We start from the raw sequence: 24,877 nt of genomic DNA, 5'->3' as shown, positions 1-24,877 counted from the left end.
AAATTGGCCGGCAATTGTCCAAACAACATTTTGGTATAAATCAAAAGGCTTCCAAACGTAATGTTGGAGGCCTTTACAAATCACAAAAGTTGATTGCTTTTTGAAGTCGAGAGACCCCTTCAGTAATATGGTTTATATCTACTTTTCCGTATGAGAGACGAATATAACCATCTTTTGCACCAAAAATACTGCCGGGCATAAAGGCAACTTGTTGTTTTAAACTCTGCATAATCAGCTGCTTTTCTTGAACAGGGTGTTTCAATTTCCCCCATATATAAATTCCACCTGTCGGCATGGAAAATGAGAGTTCTTCATGGAGTGAATGTTGCAGTGCACTAGCTAATACATTTCTTTTTTGTAATAATTCATAGCGTAGCTTTTGTAAGTGTGTTTCAAACGGAACTGTTTCAAAAAATTGTTGCATAAGCCATTGCGGAAAAATACTTAAACCTAATTCCATTTGGTGCCTTGCATCTGATAATCGTTCAACAACGGACTGCGGAGCAACGAGCCAGCCGATTCGTAATCCTGGTGCTATCATTTTAGATAGGGAATGAACATAAATGACTGTTCCGTTTGTATCAATTGATTTTAGAGTTGAACATGCTTGTTCTTTATTTTCTAATGTTAATAAGCTCGAAGGATCATCTTCAACAATCGGAATTCGTAAATCGGCACATAAAGATAGAAGTGTTTCCCTTCTTTTTGGATGAAGGAGTGTCCCTGTTGGATTTTGATAATTGGGATTTAAGAAAATCATTTTAATCCGGTGCTTTCGATAAAGTTCATGTACATCGTCTGGATGAATGCCATGTTCATCAACAGGTAATGGAAATATACGAATACCTGCCGATTGGAAAAGAGGTAAGGAATAGCAATGAGATGGACTTTCAAATGCTACTGCATCACCTGGATTTAATAAACATTGCACAATAAGGTGCAGTGCTTGCTGCGCGCCGGAAGTAATCATAATTGATTGTTCAGTGGCATCAATTTGTAAATGTTCCTTCATATATTTTGCTACAATTTTGCGTAAAGGAAGATAGCCTTGTGGATGATCATAGCTTAACGATCGTGTTAACGGTTGCTCATGTAAAATCGTTTGTAATTGCTGATGCGGAAACAAATCACATCCAAGTTCACCATTTGCAAAGTCAATGATATTTTCATTTTGCTGCACTTGTTCACGAATATAGCGAAGGAGTGGTAAGTTAGGCAAAAATGTCCCGCCTTCTATAAAACCTCTCCAATTCGGTGTGAATTTTGGAGAGACCCCCCACATATGCGTGCTGACACGTGTTCCTTTTCCAGTTGTACTTTCAACAATTCCCATTGCACGCAGTTCATTATAAGCTGTTGTAATTGTACTTCGATTTACTTGAAGTTGCTCTGCTAGCTTACGTTCTGAAGGGAGGAAACTTCCTGGTGGAAGCTCTCCGTACATAATACGTCTTTCAATATAATCAACAACTTGTTGATAGATCGGAATTTTACTATCTGAATCTAATTTCCATTTCATTTATCCTGTCTCCTTATGCTCTCATTATTAACAGTATAGCAAATTGGCTGGGTGAAAAAACAGCCAATTGGATGGTGTTACATCAGGCCAATTTTACTATGCTAAATAAGGAAGGGGAGATTTGGATGAAACAAAGGCAAATGGAATGGCTCCTAATGTCAGTTGCTTTAGTATGGGGAGCAAATTATACGATAGGAAAATATGGAGTGGCATATATGTCATCCATTCAATTTAATAGTATGCGATTTTTAATTGCATCACCAATTTTGCTACTTATTACCTTTATTATGGAACGTTCATTACGTATAGAGAGGAAAGACTGGTTGAGACTTTTGGTGGTTGGTATTGTTGGGACGACATTATATCAAACGCTATTCATGCTTTCAGTAAAATATACATCTGCGACGAACGCTTCATTACTAATTGCGATGTCACCAATCTTTACAGGGATTTTAGCTGTATTGCATAAACAAGAACGTTTTTCTCTGAAAATACAAATCGGATCTATGCTTTCTTTTGGAGGGGCAGCACTTGTACTATTAACTGGGCATACGAATCAATCTATATATGAATATGCATGGCTTGGAAATATAATTGGATTGGTTGCGTCGATCGCATGGGGCTGGTATCCGATCCTTGCTCAGCCGCTAATTACGAAATATTCTGCGATGCGAGTAACCGCTTGGTCAACTTTATTAGGAATTGTTCCGCTTGTTTTATACTGCTTTATGAATGTAGACTCCTTAACATGGCCGACTGATATGCTGAGTTGGGGATCGTTAGGATATTCGATTGTATTTGCAACGATTTTTGGGCTTGCAATGTGGTACGTTGGAATTAGTAAAATTGGTTCAACAAAAGTAATGGTTTATATGTATCTTGTTCCATTATTCGCGGTTATATTTGCAGCTGTAACGATAGGCGAACAGGTGAACATCATGCAATTGTTTGGTGGTTTTGTTATTTTCATTGGGTTATATGTTGTGAAAAAAGGGACAGTGAAAAAGCCAGCACTCAATTTAAAAAAGGTAAGTTAGTATGAAAATGACCACGTCCTGAGAGGAGTGGTCATTTTTGTTTGCATAATAAGATTGCTTGCTTTACAGCCCATTGTTGATGATCGTGAACAAGCAACTGTTGCGTTTCAGAAGAAGATACCCAATGCAAGATGTAATCATCTTCTGTAGGAACATGATGTTCATGTATTTTGCTACACATGTAAAAATGACCATCATTTAAATAATGTATATCTTCTTTTTCGGCATAAAAGTAGCGCTTAGCATTTCCGATATAATGCTGCACTTCAATTTCCCAACCTAATTCTTCTAATAGCTCACGGTGTAAGCAGCTTTCTTTTGTTTCGCCGTTTTCCATTCCGCCGCCAGGTAAAAAATATCTCATTCCCTTTTGAATTACTGCTATTTTACTAGTATCTTCTTTGAAAATAATGGCATAAGAGCTCGGGCGTGAGGTGTATTCTATATGTTGTTTTTTTTCGCCAAAAGAAGATTTTATGTACATGTTTTTCACCTAATTTCATTTGTTTTAATCGAATTATCTCATATGATGATATGAATCTGAAAAAATGAATTTATAAGTTAAACAGGAAAATACATCTCAATATCTAATAACGTAAGTATAAATGGAAAAAGAGAGGGTATGAAATATGTACGTTAGAAAAATTAAACCTGAGGATTATATTACAATTCATTCAGTTATTAATGATTGGTGGGGCGGGAGACAGATGGCAGACATGTTGCCAAAGCTCTTTTTTGTTCATTTTCAAGAAACGAGTTTTATTATTGAAAAGGATAATGAAATTGCAGGCTTTTTATGTGGCTTTTTTTCGCAAACCTTTGAAGATGAAGCATATGTTCATTTTGTTGGTGTGAATCCAAAACATAGAAGAGAAGGGATTGCGTCAGCACTGTATGCCTCATTTTGTGATGCCGTTCGCTCTAAGGGGCGTCACGTTGTAAAAGCAGTAACATCCCCCGTTAATCAAAAGTCCATTCAATTTCATCGTGATATAGGGTTTGATATTGAAAAAGGTGATAGTGAAATAGAGGGGTTATCTGTACATACAAATTATGATGGACAAGGTGGAAGTCGAGTGTTATTTATAAAACATTTATAAATGATGTAAGCGGCAAAACGATATAAAATTGTTATGCTGCTTTTTTATTATAAAATATATATTTTTGTTTTTTCTTGAGAGATGTTTTTTAATAAGAAATTATTTGTAACTTTGAAATAAAGTTTGATCATTTTGAAATTCTATTTACACTAAAGTATCGGTTACTTTCAGCGTATGTAATACTTTAACTCATTTTAAAAGTAAACGTAAAGTAACTCCAAAGTCAACTTTTATTGTATGTTTTGGGGCTACTTGACTTTTACTTTTAAAATTCCATTTCTCGTACAATTTGGACAGAAAATTATAAAGAAAAGGCTCCCCCTTCATATAAGGGATAAGCCTATTTTACAAAGAAAACAGCTCTTGCACCTCTTCAATAAATAATTGGACTGCAAGCGATGATTCCTTTAATGAAGGGACAGCTAGACCAATTTCTCTCCAAACTTGTGGTTCTAGCTCTCGAGTTCGAACATTCGGGGGTAGATTAGATAAGGATAACTCAGCTAAGATGGCCAACCCTAGCCCTTCTTGTATCATATTTAGTGATGTCGTTACGGTAGAAACTGCATATTTAATGCAGAGCGGTACTCCGGCTTGTTTAAACATATCGATAATCGGAGGTTCATATCCCCCTTTAAAAATAATGATTGGTTCATTATTCAAATCCTGTATTGTAATAGCTGATTTCTTATATAGGGTGTGATCATCTCGTAGTACCACAACCATTTTCCCCCTTGTCAATGGGATAATTTCCATTTCTTCATTTGGAAGGATAACTATCCCGATATCGATGACGCGAGACAATAACCAACCTTCTACTTCCTTAAGTGTTCCTTCATAAAGGATCAGCTCTAAGTTCGGATATTTCTGCCGAAAGATGTTAATGATTTTAGGCAAGAAATATGCGGAAGCACTCGGAAAACTTCCAATACGAATTGTCCCTACTTCATGTCCCTTTTCTGCGGCTACTTCTTGTTCCACCTTTTCTATCCCATTCAAAATCTCTCGAATATGAATAAGAATACGTTTTCCGACATCAGTAAGAATTAATCCTTTTCTCTTATCACGAATGATTAGTGTGACGCCTAATTCTGATTCAATACTAGATATAGCGTGGCTCACAGCTGGTTGTGTCATATTCAGACTTTGAGCAGCTTTCGTGAAACTTCCCATTTCGACGGTTTTTACAAATACTTGAAGTTGCGTAATGGTCATAACGAATTACTTATACTCCTTATAAAAAAGATTCATTTTATTTATTATGTCCAATATCATATCATAGTGAAATGAAATACAACAAGGAGGTCTTAACGTGAAACAACTTTCGCGAACAAGAATGACTTTACTTCTTACATTTCTTGTCATCATGTGGGGAATCAATTGGCCTTTGTCAAAATTCGCTCTTCATTATACACCGCCAGTGTTGTTTGCCGGAATGAGAACAGTGTTAGGCGGATTCATCCTACTTATTTTTGCCTTGCCAAAATATAAAGAGTTGAACTTAAAGAAAACATGGCATTTATACTTTATTTCCGCTTTACTTAATAACATATTATTTTATGGGCTTCAGACTATAGGACTTGAATATATGCCAGCTGGCCTGTTTTCAGCTATCGTTTTCCTTCAGCCAGTGCTGCTTGGCATTTTCTCTTGGATTTGGCTCGAAGAAGCAATGTATGGATTAAAAATCTTCGGCTTGATTCTTGGATTTTTCGGTGTGGCTGTTATAAGTTCGAGTGGTTTAAGTGGTCATATTTCTATCGTTGGAATATTACTCGCTTTAGGCTGTTCCCTTGGCTGGGCACTTGGTACGGTGTTCATTAAGAAAACCAGTAATCGTGTAAACGCAATTTGGATGGTTACACTTCAACTGATTATTGGTGGCTTTTTCTTAATCGGGTTTGGATCAGAATTTGAAAGCTGGTCTAGTATTGTTTGGAACGTGCCATTTACATCTATATTACTGTTTGTCTCTATCTTTGTTATTGCAATGGGCTGGTTAGCTTACTTTACACTTATCGGCTCAGGAGAGGCAAGCAAAGTGGGAGCCTATACATTTCTCATTCCACTTATTGCGATTATAGCGAGTGCTATTTTTTTACATGAAGCAATTACCCTTAGTCTTTTTATTGGACTCTTATTCATTGTTGTGAGCATCTGTTGTGTGAATATGAAGCCTAAATCACTTACAATTAAACAACAAGTTGAACCTAAAAAATGTTAATTAAAATTATTAAAGAAAGCGCCTATTTTTCAACATAGGCGCTTTCTTTTGAAATAAAGTTTGATTAAAAGCACCTCGCGGTATCTATGTTTTCTTTTACGACAGGGACATTCATAGAAATCCAATTCACACGCTCATTTTTATTTTGATCTTCAGTTTCAGGTGATAATTTTTTTAGCCAGTAATATAGCCGATGAATTGATAGGTTCTATTTTTGATACCAGGCAACGTTGAATAATCCACTGCGTTTATAGTCTTGAATATAAGTTTCCCATTCTTTCTTTAATAGGTGTCTTTTCATAAAAAAACCTCCACATGTAGTATGTAAGGAGATTATCTCATGGGTTATTTACAAATAGTAGGTGGGGAATATTTGACGCTTACTTTTATAATCCGTCTAAAATGAACATAAAATATCGGGTTCCTCTTTTGTTTGAATGATAATCTATAAATGAAAGGAAGGTCATGCAAATGGATTTACTAAAAAATATGAATAAAGCGTTAGCTTATATTGAAGAGAACCTTGAACATGAAATAGATTATAAAAAAATTGCGAGCATTGCCCATTGTTCAGAATACCATTTTAGAAAAATGTTTTCTTTTCTAGCTGGAATAACTTTAGCAGAATACATTCGGCGTAGACGTTTAACTAATGCGGGTTTTGAGTTAAGTTCTCAGAACGTCAAAGTTATAGATATAGCTCTAAAATATGGCTATCAATCTCCAGATTCGTTTACGAAGGCATTTTATAAATTGCATGGTTTAACTCCTTCAGAAGTAAGACAGCGTGGGCATTCGTTAAAAGCATTTCCGCGTATGACTTTCCAATTAACGATTCAAGGAGGAGTAGAAATGAATTATCGTATAGAGAATAAAGAAGCTTTTACACTTGTAGGAATCAAAAAAAGAGTACCTATTGTGTTTAAAGGTGAGAATACTGCTATTACAGCAATGTGGGCAGAATTAGATTCTGAAAAGATTAAACAATTAAACCAACTTTCAAACACAGAACCGAAAGGACTCATTAGTGCATCGTTTAATTTTTCTGAAGAACGTATGGAAGAAAAGGGAGAGCTCGATCACTTAATAGGTGTCGCTACAACCTCTAAAGAAATGCATCATTTTGAGACACAAGAAGTTAAAGCGGCAACTTGGGCTATTTTTAAAATTGAAGGAAAGTTTCCAGAAGACACTCAAAATGTATGGGGACGAATTTATTCTGAATGGTTTCCTTCTTCTAATTATGAAGCAGTAGATGGTCCAGAATTGTTATGGACTGAAGGTAAAGCGACTTCTGCACCTAATTTCAAAAGTGAAATATGGATTCCTGTGAAAAAAAGAAAAGCATAAAGTGAAACTTCCATCAGTGGGAATCTTACTGCCCGTTAATGCAAGATAAACGCTATTAAATAAAAAAGTGGGTACTAATGTTTGTAGTTATCCACTTTTTTATATAACCATACTTTCCTTAAGAATCTTGCTTTGTTAGTTTAAGAAGAAAAACTGAAATGTCTATTTTAATCAGAATAGGATATTTCAGTTCATTATTTTTATAAACGATTTAACCTTTTTGTAAAAACAGTATCCATGATAGCGCTCGCAAAACATAATATCAGTGTAGTCCGAAGTAGAATTTGCAGTAAATAATCGCACTTTTGCAGTATACATCATGATAAGTTAATGAGAATTCTTTCGAACAGATACAAAATTTTTAATAAAAATCAAGATAAAAGGCAATATAAGGAGGGTTGAATTTATATTTCGAAAGGAAGGATAGCAAGTGAGTAAAGTTCTATACATTACCGCAAATCCGAAACCAACTGATCAATCGTATGGACTTACAGTTGGACAAGCTTTTTTAGAAGCATATCGTCACGAGGCTCCAAATGATGAAATTATTGATCTTGATTTGTACAAAACCCATATTCCATATATTGATGCGGATGTACTTAATGGATGGGGAAAGCTACAAAAAGGGACAGCGTTTGAAAATCTTTCTGCAGAAGAGCAAAGTAAGATTGCTGCAATTAATAAATTAACAGATCAGTTTGTAGAAGCGGATAGATATATATTTGTAACACCGATGTGGAATTTTAGCTTTCCACCGCTTATGAAAGCATATATTGACACAATTTGTATGGCAGGAAAAACATTCAAGTATACAGCAGAAGGTCCTGTTGGCTTGTTATCTGGTAAAAGGGCCGTTCATATTCAAGCGCGCGGTGGTATATATTCAGAAGGGCCAGCAACAGAAGTAGAATTTGGAGATCGTTATCTTCGAGCGATTATGGGCTTTGTTGGAATTGAAGATGTACAATCTATTATTGTAGAAGGTATGAATCAAATGCCGGATGAGGCAGAGAATATTAAAGAAAAAGCAATGGCACACGCGAGAGAAGTTGCAAAAGGTTTTTTTGAATAATTAGAAAAAAACCCACAAATTTCTTATAATGGAATTTGTGGGTTTTTATTTATTAGATAGGGGGGATCGGGATGGATATTGTTTTTACAGAGGATGGGAAACGTTTTAATTATCGAGTAGCAGCTGTGTGTATTGAAAATGGAAAGGTTCTTCTTCATCGTGGGAAGGGAGATAACTTTTGGTGTCTACCTGGCGGACGAGTTCAAATGCTTGAAAGTAGTGAGTCTGCTCTTAAAAGAGAGCTGAAAGAAGAATTAGAGGTGGATGCAAATGTAAAACGATTAATGTGGGTTGTTGAAAAATTTTTTACTTATGATCATCATGAGTTTCATGAAATAGGCTTTTATTATGAAACGCATTTAGAGGGTTGTGATATTCCGAAAACGGGTTCTTTTATAAGAGAAGATGGCGGACGAGAATTTGAGTTTCAATGGGTTCCACTAGAGGAAATCCATCATTTTAATACGCAACCTGCCTTTTTAAAAACAAAGCTAGATCATTTACCGCAGTGTGTAGAACATATTGTGACAAATTAAAAGAAAGACGACCCTGTACCTGCTAAGGTTATGTATAATTTCAAACAAAAAGAGACTGCCCCAAAAGGTACATATGTGCCTTTTGGGGCAGTCTCTTTTTGTGAAATCCTATCTTTAAAAATTGGATATAGGTCAGAGGAGAATAAGAAGAGTGAACTATGGTTTTGTCTAGCATATAAGATATCCGATTCTAAACTGTACATGTAGAAATATAGTTGAATAATAATTCTGGTGAGCAAAGGGAATAGTAAATATAATTTTGAGCAGTAGAAGAGTTAACTGCTCATTAAAAAGAGGATAAAAACAAAAATTATTGCTTTTTAAATGAAACTCATGTATATTGTTTGATATATCAATTTTTGATATATCAAATTTTTTATCAGTATAAAAAAGGGGTGGTAATTTGAGCGATTCATGTTCAAAGGAAGCGGTCATTTTATATAAATTACATTTCCTCAATAAAGACATAAGTTCGAAATTCGAAGGTTGTACGGGGATTAGCCAGTCTAGATTGGAACTTTTACATCAACTGTATCTAGTAGATGAAATAAGTCAAAAAGCACTTCAAAAGGAAATCAATATTGACAATGCAGCAATTACCCGGCATTTAAAGCAACTTGAAGCTAACGAAATGATTACAAGACGTAAAAATCCGAATGATAATCGAATAACCCTTGTTAGTTTAACAGATGCTGGTCGGAATAAAATTCATTCCTTTCAAGAGGAAAAAGAGCGATTTGCCGCTTCTGTGTTAAAGGATTTTAACGAAGAAGAACGGGATGAGCTTCTAAATATGTTAAATCGCATTCAAAAGAATATAAAAGAATTCTAATATCATTATTAGACAGAAAAAGGGAGCATTCAACTATGATTAACACACAAAAAACACATAATTTTACAGAAATTATAACAGGTCGACGTTCTATTCGAAATTACGATCCTACTGTGAAAATTAGTAAAGAAGAAATGACAGAGATCCTTACAGAAGCAACTCTTGCACCATCTTCTGTAAATATGCAACCATGGCGCTTCTTAGTAATTGATAGTGCTGAAGGAAAAGCAAAGCTTGCTCCGCTTGCTAAATTTAATCAACGTCAAGTGGAAACTTCAGCAGCAATGATTGCTGTTTTTGGTGATTTGAATAATTTTGAAAATGGTGAAGAAATTTACAGTAAAGCAGTTGAACTTGGATATATGCCTTTAGACGTAAAAGAAAGTCAAATGGAGAAGCTTAAAGGTTATTTCTCAACAATTTCTCGAGAAGATATGAAAGACGTAGTTTTAATTGATGGGGGTCTTGCAGCGATGCAACTTATGCTTTCAGCTCGTGCTCACGGATACGATACATGTCCAATCGGTGGATATGAAAAAGACAAAGTTGCAGAGGTATTTGGCTTAGATAAGGATCGTTATGTACCAGTTATGTTAATATCAATTGGAAAAGCAGCTAACAGTGGTTACCCATCAGTTCGCCTTCCAATTGATAAAATTGCTCAGTGGAAGTAATTGATAGAAGAGCACAAGGTTTCATCATTTGCGTGATTGACTTTTTTATATATAAATACAAGTAGAAAAGTGAGAGGAGACAGTACTATGATTATAATTCATGCTAAATTTCATGTGGATCCAGCAAAACAAGAAGCGTTTTTAGATGAGATTCAGCCGCTAATTAGTGGGTCAAGAAAAGAAAGTGGAAATATGTCTTATGATTTGTATAAGGATACCGAAAAAGAAAATGTCTATACAATGGTAGAGGTATGGGAAAATGCAGAAGTAGTTGCTAATCACAATAAGAGTGAGCATTTCACTACTTTTGTTGGTAAAGCAAATCAATTTTTAGTTGCACCATTAGATATAAAAGCTTTTGATGGAAAACCACTGCAAGGGTAATAACAAAATAGGGAACCGAATTTATATCACCCTTATAATAATACTAAAAACCTCGATGACTCCAGTAGGAGAAGTCGAGGTTTTTAGCTAGTATTGAGATTAAAGCTTATTTTTCTTTTCTTTCACTCATTTTCGATATTTGTATAATGTATGAACTTCGCTTTTAAATTTCTGGAGAAGTTCAGTATCATCACGATTTGCATACCTTGTAGCGTTATATGCATCGATAATCACATCAAATTGAATGGAGACCTCTTCGTCTCTATGAAGTCTTTCCATCCATTGTTCAACTGTTTCACCGCGTAGCCGATTTAATGGTGGTTTTAGTTTCTTTTCCAAATTAAAAATTTCTTTACGAATTGCATTGTTTGGTGGTCGTAACTTTCGGTTTCGCTTTTGTATATTTCGTTGTTCTGGACCAACAATGATAGGTTCATAGGAAGACATACGCCCAAAGTTGATTTCATGACGCCTCTTATATAGTTTCCAAATTACATAAATGGCAGCAACTACAATGATAAGAATTGTAATACATTGTAGAACGAACGGATCATATTCTTTTCCTAGAACCTGTGGAGGCGGCGAATTACCTTGCATCAAATTACTATTTAAAGAACGGTCTGTTTGCTTCAGTTCAGCTGCTAGAAATAGTGGGTTTAAAATATATCCTAATCCTAAAGCAATCCATTGAATGACATAAGTGATGCCAGTTCGTATGTAAGAAAGGAAAGGTATGAATAAAAAACTAATAATCCCAATAGCTGTAACTGATAGTAATCGCATTATTTGTTGATTTCGATTAAAACTTGTCATCCATAATGTTAGGAGTGTATGTAAAATGAGTAATCCTAATTCCCATATGGAAGGGAGTTTCATATGGATAAAAATGGAATAAAAAGACCATAGAACAGCTCCTAATAATTTATGAAAGGGTGAAACATCATCTTTTGCGTACACAAGAAAAAAGAAAAACGGTAATAACACGGAACTTATAGTAGAAAATAACGCCAAAGAATAGCAAACCATGACTTGTAGAATGAATAGTGCTACAAACCATGGTTTTTTCTTTTTACTAATTTTCATAATAGGCAGTAAGCAAATATGACTGACTAGAAGAAACAAAACAATGTGTACAACTTCTCCTTTTTCAGTTAATAAAGAAAGAAGGAGGAGAAGAATAAAATCATTAACGTACCGTAGCCATGTATTCAAGCTGTTCCACCACTCCTTCATTGTGAACAATATATGTTGGCTGTGTTGTATAAGGTATATTATGTTTAGGGACGCCAAGGAAAAATAGTGTAGACGACCTCACTCTTTTTCGCATCATATAATGCAGAAAACTCTCTCGCGGCAGTAATGTACTATCTTCTGAAATACGTGCAAGTTCTTCCAATGCTTTTGCATAATGCATAGAGCCTTCATTCAGCGTCAAGTGCATAGGTCCATCTTCTGTTAAAATGCTAATAAATAATTCAAAGGGAATTTTCTTTTCTGTTGCAATTTGACAAATGTATGTTGCATAGGAAATCAAGTCTTCTATATTTTCTTTCCATCCAATTCCTCGATTTGAGGCAAGGTATATGCAAATTGTCCAGCTATAATTTTTTACTGCTTCATATTTCTTGGCTTGTAAGCTTTGCATTTTGGCAGATGCTTTCCAATGGATGGAACGAAATGATTCTCTTTCATACTGTTTTACTCCGACAATTGACGTTTCATCATGGAAAAAAGAAAAATTTGTTCTATAAGAGCCCAGTAATAGTTGCTGTATTTCTTGTAGTCCTGCAACTTGCTTCGGGGTAGGATAGACAATAATTTCTGTTTTTAATTTATGCATAATTGGTAAATGTACTTGAATGATGTTAAAAGGATCACCAATGATACATTCAAACTGTTCGATTTGAAAAACCCCCCGTTTTGTCGCTGTGAAAGTTAAATCCAACTTTTGCTGTGAACGAGCAGGCTGTGAAAATGGAAAAGAAAAGAGACTTTTTGATATTTGTTCTAGTCCTATGCTTGGATAAATATCGAGTGATGGATGTATATGAAAAAAACATTTTCCATTCACCAACGGTACTTTTGCTTCATTTTGTAACATAATGGATAGTTGTCCGTTCTCTTTAGGAAACAATCTTGTTGTTTGTTTCTTATTTATAATTTGAAAGTACTTCTCTATGTAAGTGATATACCGATAAATAAAAAAAGAAAATATATAATAAAACAGAAGCGGATATACGATATATGGCTGCGGTAAGAAAAATGTGAACAACAGTGCAATCGGAATTGTTAATTTTATGGTATGATTTTGAAATAATAATGGGACGGAGACGAGACGTTGCCCATTCATGTTTGTTCAATCTCCACTGGTACATCAACTTCTTTCAAAATCGCTTCTATAATCTCTTGTTTTGTCGTACGAAGAGCGCCTTCCATGGATAAAATAATGCGGTGTTTCCAAATGTAAGGAAGTAGTAATTGCACGTCTTCTGGTGTACAAAATTCTCGATTCCTTAAAAAGGAAAGAGCTTGAATACCTCTTACTAAAGCGAGTGTTCCTCGTGGACTAATTCCGTTTGCGATAAAATCATGATTACGAGTTGCATTAGCAAGTTTGATTATGTAGCCTTCTAAAGGTTCTGATACATAAACATCTTTTACTTTATTTTGTACTTGAATAATGTCATCTAGTGAGATGACAGGCTGAAGCTCGTTTAATGGTTTATCCTTTCGAAAACGTCTCATCATTTGGAGCTCTTCTTCCGGAGTAGGATAACCAATCGAAATGGTCATTAAAAAACGGTCAAGCTGTGCATCTGGAAGTGGAAATGTTCCTTGTGATTCGATTGGATTTTGCGTTGCAATTACGAAAAATGGTTTTGGAAGAGGTGTGGATTGTTTTTCAAGTGTCACTTGTCGTTCTTCCATCGCTTCTAATAAGCTCGATTGTGTACGTGGCATGGCGCGGTTAATTTCATCTGCTAATAATAAATTTGTCATAACAGGACCGAGGCGCAGTTCAAATTCACTTGTTTTTGGATTGAAGTATTCAATACCTGTTACATCACTAGGCAGTACATCAGGTGTAAACTGTACGCGGGAAAATTGGCCGCCAATACTTTTAGCAATCGTCTTTGCCAACAATGTTTTTCCTGTCCCAGGGACATCTTCTAATAAGACATGCCCATCTGCTAATAATGAAACTAAGAGAAGGTCAATTACATTTTCTTTTCCGACAAATACAGACGAGATGTTTTCTTTTAACTTATGTATCATGTGTTTATTCCTTTCTCGCAATCCTTTTTTTCTTAATTTTAACAAAATTTTCTAAAAAAATAAAATCACTTTTCGTTATAATGCAATGTTAAGCATGTGCGTAGATGTTCTGATAAAGTAAATAAATAAGTAGCTCTATGTTAACGAGCTACTTACAATTTGCTGTTGTATGATTGAACAAAGTTGTTTTCTTATATTTTGATTGTATATTCTTTCAAAACGTACCCAATCATCGTTGTAGTAAATAGACGAATGAGAGCTGAAAAAATAAGGATGTTCTTTTACTTCATCAATACGTTCGTAAAAGTATTCCTCATATCGCAGAGGAGTAGATTCCGTCGTTTCTTTATATATAAACAACAACCTTTTATTTGTTGTTAATACTACTCCGGGTGCAGAGTGAAGTCTACCTAAAAATAAAGATAGAGAACATTTAGTGTGAAAAAGGATTGTTTCATTTTCGTAGAGTAAGTTTTTTATTGTATCTTGTAATGTTGACATTGCTAACACCTCTTTCTATATATTATGATTATATCATTTAAATAAAGTCATGGTGTTTATAAAAAAGACACGATGTTTTGCCCCTTTGGATCTGTTTATCTAAAGGGGTGTTTTTATAGTGAAAATTGAAAAAAAGATCTGAACTGAAAGGCGGATTAAGGAACTGTTGAGTAGCAACAAATGGTTATCAAGACCTAAATCGTAAAAAGTTATCAAAAATAAAGGATGTCACATATTACATATAACTAATATGTAACTGTTAAATGACAATAAAGTTATTTAAAAAATAATAAAGTTGTTTAAAAAATACCAATCATTGTATTCACCAATCGGGCCAAATAGTTGAATAAATAAATCCCAATTTCTCAATTATGACACTGAGAGATTGGGATTTTTAATGCTGGAATATCCTTAACGCTGTAAATCCGTGTTTTGCTGGATGTACCCCGTTAACAGTTTTATAAAGTTTTGAGCGTTTTTTGATAGATAATGATTCTTCAGCCATATTAAGCTCGTGGATGCAGATAGCTCTGTATCTGTAATTTTGAAAGCCTGGATATTGTAGTTTTTAAATTGTTTAATGACGGTTTCCGGAACAATAGCTTCTCCAAAGTTACAAGCGACTAAATCTAATAAAAGGGAGATGTCGGAGCACTCGGCAATAATGTTCGGATGTAGTTGAGCTTTTGAAAATGCTTCCAAAATCATATAATGAACTCCCAATCCTTCTGTACTCGGTAATATCAGAGGGTGATTTTGAATGTCAGCAAGTATAACCGGATGATTAAAAGGCTGCTTTTTATTTGAAGTAATAAAGTAAAAAGGTTCTGTATAAAGATGGATAGCTGAAAAATCATCTAACTCGAGCGGTAAGCGTATAATCGCCAGTTCTACAATCCTGTCTCTCACTAATTGACAAAGATGAGATGACTCATTTTGATGAACTTTATATGTAACCTTAGGATATTTTTTGTGAAATTGGTGAAGTAACTCAGGTAATCCGGCTAACGAAAAAGTATTGATACCTATCGTCAGTCTTCCACTTACCCCGTTTCCGACTTCCTTTACCTCCATTCTGGCTTCTTCCATTAAATGAGTCATTTGTAGCGCATACTTATATAAGGCTTTTCCTGCTTCCGTCACTTCTAAAAATTTCCCATTTCTTTCTATTAATTTCGTTCCTAATTCATCTTCCATTGTTTTCAGTTGCTGGCTTAGCGGAGGCTGGGAGATATGAAGTTTTTTAGCGGCAGCAGAAATTTTTCTTTCTTCTACAATTGCTATGAAATATCGCAGTTGTCTAATATCCATCATTGGAAAAAACACCCTTCCTATATGAAAAACTTAAGTAAAATTAATTTTTTTTATATTTTTCATATACTACATTCTAAGATATCATAATTTTAGATGAAAAGAAATTTCCCGCAACGGTTTTAAACCACGATGCATTTTTAAACAAAAAAATTTTGCAGATGTTAGCTAGAACATCGAGATAGGTTAAAAAAAGTTTTTCTTGCGTGAAATCTTTATTTGTAGGCCAATTAGAACTAATTTCTATTGGTACTTGAAAAAAATAAATATTTTATATGAAGGTGAAACAATATGGAAAAACAACGTTTTTACGGCGCTTTAAGCATATTTCAATGGTTCTTTTTCCTGCTGGCCACTTCTGTTGCATTACCGATTGTAATCGGAGGAGTATTTCATTTATCAATCGAGGAAATATCCGATTTGATGCAACGAACTTTTTTTGTGGTGGGCATTAGCTCTTTTATACAAGGCTGGCTTGGACATCGCTATCCAATCGCTGACGGACCTGCAGGTTCATGGGTCAGTGTATTTGTCATTTTAGCGGGTATGGCGATTCAGCAGGGGGAAAGTACGAAAGAAACATTACAACTTTTAGAAGGTGGTTTGCTGGTTACAGGATTTTTACTAGTTATTCTTGGCATAACCGGCCTGGTTAATCGGCTGTTGTTTTTGTTCACTCCTTTAGTTACTGGTTCTTTTCTTTTGATTCTGAGTCTTCAACTTAGTGGTATTTTTTTAGAGGGAATGTTCGGAACACAAGGACAGTCTAACCTAGATTATCAAATAGCAGCGATTTCATTTGGCGTATTTGTTCTAGTGATAGTGCTATCAATTAAAGGAAAAGGATGGATGAAAAGTTACTCCGTACTGTTAGGAATTTTATTTGGGTGGTTACTATATTTCTTATTAGGAAAAAACCCCAATACGATTTCTACACCGGCTTCCTTCATTAAATTACCAGACATTTTTGCATGGGGGACTCCGCAATTAAATGCTGGAATGGTTATAACCTCAATTATATTTACGTTTATTTTAGTCTCTAATACGATAGCGGCCGTTACGGCTGTTAAACAAGTGGTTCCAGAATCAGGAGAATCCGAAAAACAAACCATTAACCGTGCCAGTTGGGCAGGCGGTATTACACATGTTATATCAGCTCTTTTTTCGACAATTGGAATTGTGCCATTGCCAGTATCGGCGGGTTTTATCCGATTAACCGAGCAAAAACGAATAATGCCTTTCCTAATAGCAAGTTTAGCCTTAGCAGGTATAGCCTTTGTTCCATCAATCGTCAACTTCTTAGCTATGCTTCCTGGCCCTGTTGCTTGTGCTGCCAGTTTAGCATCCTTTGTCCAAATCATAGGGATCTCGTTTCAATCCCTATTGAAAGACGAATTAGATCAACGTCGGCTAACTATATTAGGAATCACATTGTTAATCGGTATTGGATTAATGTTTCTTCCTAAAGCAATATTTCATGGTCTGCCTACTATTCTCCAATATATTTTAAGCAATGGTCTCATTGTTGGTACGATCATCGTAATTGTGCTAGAACAACTATGGAAAACAAAAAACATGAGTGGAAAAAATCATATTTAATATTTAATTGTTAAAGGAGTGTTTTTAAATGAGTCACGAAGAATTTATGCAATTGGCAATCGAGTTAGCTTACGACAATACCAAAAACAAAAAAGGAAAACCATTTGGTGCAGTGCTTGTTAAAGATGGTGAGATTGTTGCAAAGGGAGTAAATGATGTTCTTAAAACACACGACCCCACTGTGCGCATGCTGAACTTCTAGCTATCCGTCAAGCTTGTCGCATTCTTGGTACACCTGATCTTTCCGAATGTATACTATACGCAAGTGGAGAGCCTTGCCCGATGTGTTTAAGTGCGATTTATTGGGCGAATCTTAAACATGTTTATTATTCCTATACTGCACAAGAGGCAGAAGAAATTGGATTAGGAACAAAATACGTTTATCAGCAAATAGCTCTTCCAAAGGAACAACGAGACATAAAATTATTAAAGCTCGATAAAAATCATCATGAAAAGAATCCTTTTGCTCTTTGGAAAGAAAAGAATAAATAAATTATATATTTAACGGAACGTGTTTTCCGAGAGAAAAAGCCGCAGAATATAAAAAATTTCACTCCTCAGGTAAAAAGAGCAGAGCAAAAACAATATTAGAATAGAGGAGAATATTTTATGTGGAAGTGGATGATGGCATTTATAGGATGTATTCTCTTGCTTCAAGGTTGTATTTCTAACATTAGTGGAGAACCGAAAAAACAAGAAAAGGAGAAGGAAATCGTGAGCGAAGGATTAAATAAACAGTTACTTCAAGCAGTAGAACATAGAGAGGCAGACACCATAAACAAACTTATTAAAAAAGGTGCGAACATCAACGCACAGGACTCAAAAGGAAGGACTGCCACTATGATTGCGACATATAACAATGATATAGAAACTGCAAAAGTACTTATCAAGGCAGGTGCGGATGTGAACATCAAGGATGATATGAAAAACAATCCCTTCCTGTATGCTGGTGCAGAAGGATATATAGATATTCTAAAACTTACGATTGAAACAGGGGCCGACCCGACGATTACAAACCGGTATGGAGGAACTGCTTTAATCCCTGCCTCAGAACATGGATATGTGGATGTAATAAAAGAACTTCTCACCCATACGGATATTGATGTGAATCATGTCAATAATCTTGGTTGGACAGCTTTATTAGAAGCGATTATTTTGAATGATGGAGACGATAAGCAGCAGCAAACGGTGCAATTGCTGATTGAACATGGGGCGGATGTGAACATTCCAGACAATAATAAGGTGACTCCTTTACAACATGCACGTGAGAAAGGCTTTAAAGAGATTGAAAAAATTTTGTTAAAAGCAGGGGCAAAATAGCCGGATTGTATAAGATTCCAATCAGTACAAGCGAAACCGTACTACTACTATAAATAATAGACAATAATGTAAATTCACTACAATCATATAATGAGGAGACGATAAAAATGAACAAAAAAGCAAAAGCAATATCATCAATACTACTCGGATTCACATTAGTTTTAACATGGTGCAGTGCTGGTGCTAACGCCCAAGAATATCATAGTAAACAGAAGCAAGAACAAGCTGTTAAAGAGATTAAAAAGGAAAATAAGTTAACCAAAGGTCAGGAAATGGCTAACATTCTTAGTAGCACAGATTGGCAAGGTACAAGAGTGTATGACAAAGATAATAATGACTTAACAAAAGAGAATGCAAACTTCATTGGTCTTGCGAAATATGATGTGAAATCAGGAAGATATGAATTTTTTGATGCTATGACAGGTAAAAGTCGTGGCGATAAAGGAACATTCTTTATCACCAATGATGGGAAGAAGAGAATATTAATTTCAGAATCAATGAATTACCAAGCTGTTGTTGACATCACAAAACTAAATAAAGATGTTTTTACTTATAAAAGAGTGGGAAAAGATGCTAATGGCAACGACGTAGAGGTATTCGTTGAACATGTTCCATATAAAGAAAAAGAGCTGTCTTTTACTGATCCGGACAAGCAGTTGGACACTACTACAGGAGATATTGTTAAAAACGTTGATGGAGATAAAATTTTAGGTAGCACCCTTTGGAAAGGAACAAAGGTATTAGATGAAAATGGCAATGATGTAACAAAATATAATTCAAATTTTATAAGTCTGGCAAAATTTAATGATAAGACTAATAAATATGAGTTTTTCAATGCTGAAACAGGCAAAAGCCGCGGTGATTATGGCTACTTCGATGTTGTACACGGAAATAAGATAAGAGCCCATGTTTCAATTGGAAATAATAAGTATGGCGCCGCCCTTGAACTTACCGAACTTAATAATAATAAATTTACGTATAAAAGAACTGGTAAAGACATAGATGGCAAGGACATAACTATATTCGTTGAACATGAACCTTATAAAGGTAATCTTAAACCAAAATTCACTAAATAGGGCTTGGTATGCAGACAAGTAGGGAATAGATTTCTCCGTTCCCTTCTTGTTTCCTTTAACAAAGGAAGAAATAACTAGAATTTCTTTTGTCGAATTTAAACAGTGAGAAAATAAGTGAAATGACGGGAATAGAACAAAAGAGTGTGAAGCTTTCTGCTTAAACTAACTAGCTAATAGAAGCCTCAGTGATCTTCAACAAACGGGCGCGATTGTTGAACAATAATGGAAGTAATCTTTTATGTAAAAGTTTACATTCAACAAAACTAAAAGAATCCTAAATAAATAAGATTCTTTTAGTTTTGTTAAATTTTATTTATTTTGTTTCACTAGTTCATTTGATGATGATTTGTTTAGGAATCTTCACAGTTATCTTTCTTGGTTATCATAATATGTTTTATCTGCGTATTTTTTATCATTTCCTTTTAGATAGGATAAGATTACTTTTGGATTTTTAAGTAAAGCCCAGTCTCCATATTTATCAAATCTTCTGCATGAAGTTATCATTCCATTTTTAATTGTACCGAATTTCTTATTATTTTGCTTTCCCCATTCTTTTAACCGTTTAGCGAAATCTGCATCTTCTGCCATAAGCATGTTTTCATTAAATCCGTTGATTGCCATAAAGTCTTTTCTATAGCACCAAAAAATCCCTACAGATATAGCTCCATACTTAAAAAGTAAGGGGATTATTATTAACATTGCGGAAACGAATATTCCTAAAGATATTCTTTCAAACTTCCCAGTTACCCCACCACCAATGTATTTACCTGAAGCTAAATATTTATCTACATTAGACAACATAGACTCTGTCATTTGGGTATCAGCGTCTATAGTAATGATTATTTCTCCACTAGCTATTTGGGCCCCTGCATTTCGGATTTTGGATAAGTTTTTATCGTTATTTTTTAATGTAATACAGTTATAAGACTTTGCTATTTCTTCTGTGTTATCTGTGCAACGATTTAAAACAACTATGACTTCAGTTTGACCTTTATATGCCTCTGATGCCTTTGCAATTGAATCCAAACATTTTCTAATGTACTTTTCTTCATTGTGTGCAGGGATTATAATAGAAAACTTCACATCTTTTTTTAAATTGACTCCTGAAGATTCGTTTGTTTCAGTCATAATATTCCCCCTTATTTTATAAAGTAAATATCTACTATACATAACATATATTAACATTTATTGGGTTGTATTATAGAAACTGAAGGTAAACTATTATTTAAAAGTTTACCTTGGAGTATTTTAAAAAAACAGTAAACAAAAAGCAACTCCAAAATCAACTTTTATTGTATATTTTGGAATTACATTACGTTTACTTCTAATTAAGCTAACGGGTGCTTGCGTTCAATAAAGTAAGACTGTTGCGACAGTCTTTTTCTTATTCGATTAACGGGGCAGGTTAGCGAAGGAAGAAATAATAATATTCATATATTAATTATATCTGAATCTTGGGGGCAAAAAATGAGTTGGAACAACTATAAGAAAGCCATCACTTTAATGGAACAATATGAAGATGAATGTGATTTTGTGGGAGAACGTTCCGAGGATTTAATAAAGAAAGCTGAACAGGCATTAGAACTTCGACTTTCAAATATGTATCGTGAATTTGTGAAAAGATATGGTGCAGGTAGCTTTGGTATTAATACAGTTACCTTCCAAGATCGTTACAGATGTACCATACAGTTCGTGAATATATGCAATAGAAAGTGATGAGGCTTGTTCAACTAAAGGGCGCGATTGTGGAGCAACACAGGTAGAAAATGATTAAACTTTTTTATAAAATCGAAACATAAATCTGCTGGATAAGAATCCATTTTGATCAATCTTTTTTCAAAATGGATTCTTTTTAATCACCGTAGAATACGGGTTAACACGATATTTTTAATCAAACTTTATTTTAAAACAACAATTATTTCAATCAAATTTTATTTCAAAGCTACATTAAGACTTAAAAAATACTAATTTCCTCTAAGTGTTTTAAAAGATAAAAAACAACTGTTTACTGTATAAAAATAGTACTATTATTAAGAGGGATTTTTTACTTCCCCTTAGGATAGCGCTACACTACATTAAAAAAGCTTAATTTATTATTGGATAAGAGGGTGAAGTGAATTTAAATTTGCAACATTCTTCATCTCAAAGTTGTATGAATGGTTCTTAAAACCATACCGCTGGTTAAAGAAAATACATATGTTGTGGACCTTTTAGGATAGATATAGTTATGCAAAAATGATAGCAAGGGGGTCAAGGAAGTGTTTAATGATTTTAAACTTGTGGATGATCGTCCGTTTTATATTCAATTAAAGGATTATTTGAAAAAAATGATTATGAAAGGACATCTGTTGGAACACCAGAAGCTTCCATCTACCCGAGAACTTAGTAAATTATTATCGGTCAGCAGAAATACTGTTCTCACTGCTTACGCAGATTTAGAACAAGAAGGTTTAATCTATGCAATAAAGGGAAAAGGAAATTTTATAGGAAAAGTTAAAACATCCAAAACTCCATCCATCGAAATAAATTGGAAAGAAAAGGTCAATGAAGTTACCTTGTTAGCTGATGAATTAGATTTAATGAAGCACGGTGTTCGCTGGGAAAAAGGCATGATTTCATTCAATAGCATTGCCCCAGACGAAAAGCTTTTTGATGTTGAAAATTTTAAAAGAGCTTTTCTGAATCGAATGTCTATTGAAGGGGATATCGTTTTGAACTACGGATATGCAAAAGGTTATAAACCTCTCATTGATTACCTTCTTCATTATATGGAAATGAAAGGGGTAGATATTTCCAATAAGGATATTTTGATAACGAATGGTTTCACCGAAGGGCTGGATATTTTATTGTCTTCTTTAGCGAAAAAATCCGGTCGCATTATATGTGAAAATCCAACCCATCATGCTGCATTAAAGCTTTTTCGATTACATGGACTTGATGTGCATGGGATTGAAATGAAGGATGATGGTATTGATATTGATCAAGTTGAGGAAAGTTTATCCGAAATGGATTTTGATTTTGCATATTTAATCCCGTCTTATCATAATCCGACTGGAATTGTCACATCCTCGGAAAAAAGGACTAAGATCATGAACCTTTTTTCGAAATATGGGATTCCTATCGTGGAGGATGGATTTAATGAGGAATTGCGTTATTCGGGTTCTCATTTAGCACCCCTATTAACATTCACCGGTTCCGGCAACAATGTTATCTATATCAGTAGCTTTTCAAAAATTCTTTTTCCAGGATTACGTGTTGGTTGGATTTTAGCGGATAAAGAATTAATTCATTGCTTGGAAAGTGTGAAAAGGGCAAGAACGATTCATACATCTACACTAGATCAGGCAGTGCTTTATCAATATTTGCATGATGGTTATTTCGAAAAATATTTAAAAAAGGCCAAGTCAGTTTATAAGAAAAAATATGAACTAGCCGTTCATGCTTGTCATCAATACATTCCTTTTCAAAGAATGACTGGGGATGGGGGGCTCCATCTTTTTATAGAGTTAGAAAAAGGACTGAATTCGCGTACACTTTTGAAAAAATGCTATGAAAAGGGAGTCGTTTTTTCTCCTGGGGACGTCTTTTACACAGATGGAAGGGGAAGTAATACGTTTCGATTAGGATTCTCTCGGTTAAAAGAAGCGGATATTCTCAAGGGAATTAAGATAATTGGAGATACATTGAAAAATGAAAATGGGAGTTAAAAAAAGTGAGAGTTGGCGTAATTATGGGAGGCGTGTCCTCCGAAAAACAAGTATCCCTCATGACTGGGGAAGAAATGATTGCACATTTGGATAAAAGTAAGTACGAAATTGTTCCTATTCAACTAAATAACAAAAAAGAGCTTATTGAAAAGGTAAGGGATATCGATATTGCCTTGTTGGCGCTTCACGGAGAATATGGGGAGGATGGTACGATTCAAGGTACACTGGAATCGCTCGGCGTTCCCTATACCGGAAGTGTCATGTTATCAAGCGGTATTTGTATGGATAAAAATATGTCGAAAAAATTGATTCGTTATGAAGGAATTCAAACCCCGGATTGGATTCATCTTTCGAATATGGAAGAACTTCAGCTTGATGAAGTCGAAAAAATGGGGTATCCGTTAGTGGTAAAACCTAATTCGGGTGGCTCCAGTGTAGGGGTAAAGATCGTATACGATAAGGATTCTTTACTATCCTCGCTTGAGGATGTATTGAAATGGGATTCTGAAATCGTAATTGAAAAATATATAAAGGGCGAAGAAATTACATGTTCCATACTGGACGGAAAACTTTTACCGATTATTTCAATTCAACATACGGCCGAGTTCTTTGACTATCATGCGAAATATGATGATGCGGCTACGATTGAAGAGATTGTAGAACTTCCGGTTACAACGCAAAAGCGTGTCGCTGAGGCTGCAATGGCGTGCTATAGAGCATTAAAATGCAGTGTTTATGCTAGGGTTGATATGATTATAAAAGATGGAATCCCATATGTGATGGAAGTGAATACATTACCGGGGATGACAAAAAATAGCTTACTACCAAAAAGCGCTCATGCGGTGGGAATCACCTATAGTAAGCTATTGGATATGATTATTGAAACCTCCTTACGGGTTAGGAAAAACGAAGGCTTTTAAAAGAAACATAATTAACTGTAGTGTTAAAACGTATTGTTGATTCAGGCGCTTTAGACCTAGTGGGACCGTAACTGTTCTAGTCTTTCTGGTATTTTAATAGTATTGGAAAATATGATTTCGGATAAAGAATACTATGTCTTATATTCTTTCCAAGAATCATTCGTTTGTTTCAAGTGTCTTCGAATTCACTCATTTAATTCATGCATCCAACGCATGATAGCCGTATGATCAATAAATAGCCTGTGTTTTTCCAGCACTTGCAGCTAGGAGTTTTAATCCAACTTTTTTTATAAAGAATACATTATGGTGTGATGTAGAGGAATTCATTTTGACCAATCTTTTTTCAAAATGGATTCCTTTTTGTTTATTGTAAAAAACCACGTTCTATTAGTATGTTTGATCAAACTTTATATAGGGTTTACTGCCCACGAATAGCGGG

General features: G+C 34.8%; 26 protein-coding genes. 17 read left to right on the top strand and 9 right to left on the bottom strand.

Annotated elements, in window-relative coordinates:
- Positions 1-73: 73 nt before the first annotated feature.
- On the bottom strand, positions 74-1,519 hold the full coding sequence (gene pdxR, locus ACFQZ1_RS25215) for a MocR-like pyridoxine biosynthesis transcription factor PdxR (RefSeq protein WP_377884899.1): 1,446 nt from the start codon (positions 1,517-1,519) through the stop codon (positions 74-76).
- A 125-nt stretch (positions 1,520-1,644) separates the two neighbouring features.
- Between pdxR (ACFQZ1_RS25215) and ACFQZ1_RS25210 the strand changes: the two genes are divergently transcribed.
- Complete coding sequence (locus tag ACFQZ1_RS25210; RefSeq protein WP_377884897.1) at positions 1,645-2,556, top strand: DMT family transporter; 912 nt, start codon at positions 1,645-1,647, stop codon at positions 2,554-2,556.
- 31 nt (positions 2,557-2,587) lie between these two features.
- Here ACFQZ1_RS25210 and ACFQZ1_RS25205 read toward each other — a convergent pair whose 3' ends face one another.
- Entirely contained in the window at positions 2,588-3,040 is a 453-nt protein-coding gene (locus tag ACFQZ1_RS25205; RefSeq protein ID WP_377884896.1) for an NUDIX hydrolase, read from the bottom strand.
- Between the two features lie 145 nt (positions 3,041-3,185).
- On the opposite strand from ACFQZ1_RS25205, the gene ACFQZ1_RS25200 reads away from it, so the two are divergent.
- Positions 3,186-3,656 (top strand): GNAT family N-acetyltransferase, encoded by a 471-nt coding sequence (locus ACFQZ1_RS25200; RefSeq protein WP_377884894.1) that lies wholly within the window; start codon positions 3,186-3,188, stop codon positions 3,654-3,656.
- Positions 3,657-4,001: 345 nt separating this feature from the next.
- Here the strand turns inward: ACFQZ1_RS25200 and ACFQZ1_RS25195 are convergent, their stop codons facing one another.
- Positions 4,002-4,871, bottom strand: coding sequence for a LysR family transcriptional regulator (locus ACFQZ1_RS25195; protein ID WP_377884893.1), 870 nt, complete (start codon positions 4,869-4,871; stop codon positions 4,002-4,004).
- Between the two features lie 97 nt (positions 4,872-4,968).
- Between ACFQZ1_RS25195 and ACFQZ1_RS25190 the strand changes: the two genes are divergently transcribed.
- The 7 genes from ACFQZ1_RS25190 to ACFQZ1_RS25160 all read left to right on the top strand — a co-directional run bounded on the left by ACFQZ1_RS25190 (position 4,969) and on the right by ACFQZ1_RS25160 (position 10,728).
- Positions 4,969-5,880 (top strand): DMT family transporter, encoded by a 912-nt coding sequence (locus tag ACFQZ1_RS25190; protein ID WP_377884892.1) that lies wholly within the window; start codon positions 4,969-4,971, stop codon positions 5,878-5,880.
- A 471-nt stretch (positions 5,881-6,351) separates the two neighbouring features.
- The gene (locus tag ACFQZ1_RS25185) at positions 6,352-7,230 is read left to right on the top strand and encodes an AraC family transcriptional regulator (RefSeq protein WP_377884891.1); all 879 of its coding nucleotides are present in this window, start codon (positions 6,352-6,354) and stop codon (positions 7,228-7,230) included.
- A 430-nt stretch (positions 7,231-7,660) separates the two neighbouring features.
- The gene (locus ACFQZ1_RS25180; protein WP_377884890.1) at positions 7,661-8,302 is read left to right on the top strand and encodes an FMN-dependent NADH-azoreductase; all 642 of its coding nucleotides are present in this window, start codon (positions 7,661-7,663) and stop codon (positions 8,300-8,302) included.
- Positions 8,303-8,373: 71 nt separating this feature from the next.
- Positions 8,374-8,838 (top strand): NUDIX hydrolase, encoded by a 465-nt coding sequence (locus tag ACFQZ1_RS25175; protein ID WP_377884889.1) that lies wholly within the window; start codon positions 8,374-8,376, stop codon positions 8,836-8,838.
- Positions 8,839-9,241: 403 nt separating this feature from the next.
- A complete protein-coding gene (locus ACFQZ1_RS25170; protein ID WP_377884888.1) occupies positions 9,242-9,670 on the top strand; it encodes a MarR family winged helix-turn-helix transcriptional regulator in 429 nt (142 codons plus the stop codon).
- Between the two features lie 35 nt (positions 9,671-9,705).
- Positions 9,706-10,344, top strand: a complete 639-nt coding sequence (locus ACFQZ1_RS25165; RefSeq protein ID WP_377884887.1) for a nitroreductase family protein — start codon at positions 9,706-9,708, stop codon at positions 10,342-10,344.
- Between the two features lie 87 nt (positions 10,345-10,431).
- Positions 10,432-10,728 carry a putative quinol monooxygenase gene (locus tag ACFQZ1_RS25160; protein WP_377884886.1) on the top strand — a complete coding sequence of 99 codons (297 nt, stop codon included), beginning with the start codon at positions 10,432-10,434 and terminating at the stop codon, positions 10,726-10,728.
- Positions 10,729-10,854: 126 nt separating this feature from the next.
- On the opposite strand, the gene ACFQZ1_RS25155 is transcribed toward ACFQZ1_RS25160, so the two are convergent.
- From ACFQZ1_RS25155 to ACFQZ1_RS25135, 5 genes are all read right to left on the bottom strand, one after another.
- On the bottom strand, positions 10,855-11,940 hold the full coding sequence (locus ACFQZ1_RS25155; protein WP_377884885.1) for a DUF4018 domain-containing protein: 1,086 nt from the start codon (positions 11,938-11,940) through the stop codon (positions 10,855-10,857).
- Entirely contained in the window at positions 11,915-13,078 is a 1,164-nt protein-coding gene (locus tag ACFQZ1_RS25150) for a DUF58 domain-containing protein (protein WP_377884884.1), read from the bottom strand. Before ACFQZ1_RS25150 ends, ACFQZ1_RS25155 begins: the two co-directional genes overlap by 26 nt.
- Entirely contained in the window at positions 13,075-14,004 is a 930-nt protein-coding gene (locus tag ACFQZ1_RS25145) for an AAA family ATPase (RefSeq protein WP_377884883.1), read from the bottom strand. Before ACFQZ1_RS25145 ends, ACFQZ1_RS25150 begins: the two co-directional genes overlap by 4 nt.
- A gap of 135 nt (positions 14,005-14,139) precedes the next feature.
- Entirely contained in the window at positions 14,140-14,505 is a 366-nt protein-coding gene (locus ACFQZ1_RS25140; protein ID WP_377884882.1) for a PH domain-containing protein, read from the bottom strand.
- A 411-nt stretch (positions 14,506-14,916) separates the two neighbouring features.
- Positions 14,917-15,816 (bottom strand): LysR family transcriptional regulator, encoded by a 900-nt coding sequence (locus tag ACFQZ1_RS25135; RefSeq protein ID WP_377884985.1) that lies wholly within the window; start codon positions 15,814-15,816, stop codon positions 14,917-14,919.
- A 291-nt stretch (positions 15,817-16,107) separates the two neighbouring features.
- Between ACFQZ1_RS25135 and ACFQZ1_RS25130 the strand changes: the two genes are divergently transcribed.
- The 5 genes from ACFQZ1_RS25130 to ACFQZ1_RS25110 all read left to right on the top strand — a co-directional run bounded on the left by ACFQZ1_RS25130 (position 16,108) and on the right by ACFQZ1_RS25110 (position 19,811).
- Positions 16,108-17,415 (top strand): purine/pyrimidine permease, encoded by a 1,308-nt coding sequence (locus tag ACFQZ1_RS25130; protein WP_377884881.1) that lies wholly within the window; start codon positions 16,108-16,110, stop codon positions 17,413-17,415.
- Positions 17,416-17,443: 28 nt separating this feature from the next.
- Complete coding sequence (locus ACFQZ1_RS25125; RefSeq protein WP_377884880.1) at positions 17,444-17,617, top strand: tRNA-specific adenosine deaminase; 174 nt, start codon at positions 17,444-17,446, stop codon at positions 17,615-17,617.
- A 2-nt stretch (positions 17,618-17,619) separates the two neighbouring features.
- Positions 17,620-17,907, top strand: coding sequence for a nucleoside deaminase (locus tag ACFQZ1_RS25120; protein WP_377884984.1), 288 nt, complete (start codon positions 17,620-17,622; stop codon positions 17,905-17,907).
- Between the two features lie 117 nt (positions 17,908-18,024).
- On the top strand, positions 18,025-18,735 hold the full coding sequence (locus ACFQZ1_RS25115; RefSeq protein WP_377884878.1) for an ankyrin repeat domain-containing protein: 711 nt from the start codon (positions 18,025-18,027) through the stop codon (positions 18,733-18,735).
- A 107-nt stretch (positions 18,736-18,842) separates the two neighbouring features.
- On the top strand, positions 18,843-19,811 hold the full coding sequence (locus ACFQZ1_RS25110; RefSeq protein WP_377884877.1) for a DUF4822 domain-containing protein: 969 nt from the start codon (positions 18,843-18,845) through the stop codon (positions 19,809-19,811).
- Positions 19,812-20,177: 366 nt separating this feature from the next.
- Here ACFQZ1_RS25110 and ACFQZ1_RS25105 read toward each other — a convergent pair whose 3' ends face one another.
- The gene (locus ACFQZ1_RS25105; protein ID WP_377884876.1) at positions 20,178-20,939 is read right to left on the bottom strand and encodes a glycosyltransferase family 2 protein; all 762 of its coding nucleotides are present in this window, start codon (positions 20,937-20,939) and stop codon (positions 20,178-20,180) included.
- 339 nt (positions 20,940-21,278) lie between these two features.
- Here ACFQZ1_RS25105 and ACFQZ1_RS25100 point away from each other — a divergent pair, with 339 nt between their 5' ends.
- The 3 genes from ACFQZ1_RS25100 (at position 21,279) to ACFQZ1_RS25090 (ending at position 24,438) form a co-directional block, all read left to right on the top strand.
- Complete coding sequence (locus tag ACFQZ1_RS25100) at positions 21,279-21,527, top strand: SMI1/KNR4 family protein (protein ID WP_377884875.1); 249 nt, start codon at positions 21,279-21,281, stop codon at positions 21,525-21,527.
- 542 nt (positions 21,528-22,069) lie between these two features.
- The gene (pdxR, locus tag ACFQZ1_RS25095; RefSeq protein WP_377884874.1) at positions 22,070-23,518 is read left to right on the top strand and encodes a MocR-like pyridoxine biosynthesis transcription factor PdxR; all 1,449 of its coding nucleotides are present in this window, start codon (positions 22,070-22,072) and stop codon (positions 23,516-23,518) included.
- 5 nt (positions 23,519-23,523) lie between these two features.
- Positions 23,524-24,438: a D-alanine--D-alanine ligase gene (locus tag ACFQZ1_RS25090; RefSeq protein WP_377884872.1), complete on the top strand. Its 915-nt coding sequence runs from the start codon at positions 23,524-23,526 to the stop codon at positions 24,436-24,438.
- Positions 24,439-24,877: the final 439 nt, after the last annotated feature.

This window comes from Bacillus sp. CGMCC 1.60114 (assembly GCF_042676365.1).
GTDB lineage: Bacteria > Bacillota > Bacilli > Bacillales > Bacillaceae_G > Bacillus_A > Bacillus_A rhizoplanae_A.
Note: the sequence above shows the minus strand (reverse complement) of the source record. Positions and strands in the feature narration are given on the sequence as shown.

What these genes read in the sequence shown, in the direction of transcription:
- pdxR (WP_377884899.1), bottom strand. Translation starts at nt 1,519, where the DNA reads ATGAAATGGAAATTAGATTCAGATAGTAAAATTCCGATCTATCAACAA.
- ACFQZ1_RS25210 (WP_377884897.1), top strand. Translation starts at nt 1,645, where the DNA reads ATGAAACAAAGGCAAATGGAATGGCTCCTAATGTCAGTTGCTTTAGTA.
- ACFQZ1_RS25205 (WP_377884896.1), bottom strand. Translation starts at nt 3,040, where the DNA reads ATGTACATAAAATCTTCTTTTGGCGAAAAAAAACAACATATAGAATAC.
- ACFQZ1_RS25200 (WP_377884894.1), top strand. Translation starts at nt 3,186, where the DNA reads ATGTACGTTAGAAAAATTAAACCTGAGGATTATATTACAATTCATTCA.
- ACFQZ1_RS25195 (WP_377884893.1), bottom strand. Translation starts at nt 4,871, where the DNA reads ATGACCATTACGCAACTTCAAGTATTTGTAAAAACCGTCGAAATGGGA.
- ACFQZ1_RS25185 (WP_377884891.1), top strand. Translation starts at nt 6,352, where the DNA reads ATGGATTTACTAAAAAATATGAATAAAGCGTTAGCTTATATTGAAGAG.
- ACFQZ1_RS25175 (WP_377884889.1), top strand. Translation starts at nt 8,374, where the DNA reads ATGGATATTGTTTTTACAGAGGATGGGAAACGTTTTAATTATCGAGTA.
- ACFQZ1_RS25165 (WP_377884887.1), top strand. Translation starts at nt 9,706, where the DNA reads ATGATTAACACACAAAAAACACATAATTTTACAGAAATTATAACAGGT.
- ACFQZ1_RS25160 (WP_377884886.1), top strand. Translation starts at nt 10,432, where the DNA reads ATGATTATAATTCATGCTAAATTTCATGTGGATCCAGCAAAACAAGAA.
- ACFQZ1_RS25150 (WP_377884884.1), bottom strand. Translation starts at nt 13,078, where the DNA reads ATGAATGGGCAACGTCTCGTCTCCGTCCCATTATTATTTCAAAATCAT.
- ACFQZ1_RS25145 (WP_377884883.1), bottom strand. Translation starts at nt 14,004, where the DNA reads ATGATACATAAGTTAAAAGAAAACATCTCGTCTGTATTTGTCGGAAAA.
- ACFQZ1_RS25140 (WP_377884882.1), bottom strand. Translation starts at nt 14,505, where the DNA reads ATGTCAACATTACAAGATACAATAAAAAACTTACTCTACGAAAATGAA.
- ACFQZ1_RS25135 (WP_377884985.1), bottom strand. Translation starts at nt 15,816, where the DNA reads ATGGATATTAGACAACTGCGATATTTCATAGCAATTGTAGAAGAAAGA.
- ACFQZ1_RS25130 (WP_377884881.1), top strand. Translation starts at nt 16,108, where the DNA reads ATGGAAAAACAACGTTTTTACGGCGCTTTAAGCATATTTCAATGGTTC.
- ACFQZ1_RS25125 (WP_377884880.1), top strand. Translation starts at nt 17,444, where the DNA reads ATGAGTCACGAAGAATTTATGCAATTGGCAATCGAGTTAGCTTACGAC.
- ACFQZ1_RS25115 (WP_377884878.1), top strand. Translation starts at nt 18,025, where the DNA reads ATGTGGAAGTGGATGATGGCATTTATAGGATGTATTCTCTTGCTTCAA.
- ACFQZ1_RS25110 (WP_377884877.1), top strand. Translation starts at nt 18,843, where the DNA reads ATGAACAAAAAAGCAAAAGCAATATCATCAATACTACTCGGATTCACA.
- ACFQZ1_RS25105 (WP_377884876.1), bottom strand. Translation starts at nt 20,939, where the DNA reads ATGACTGAAACAAACGAATCTTCAGGAGTCAATTTAAAAAAAGATGTG.
- ACFQZ1_RS25100 (WP_377884875.1), top strand. Translation starts at nt 21,279, where the DNA reads ATGAGTTGGAACAACTATAAGAAAGCCATCACTTTAATGGAACAATAT.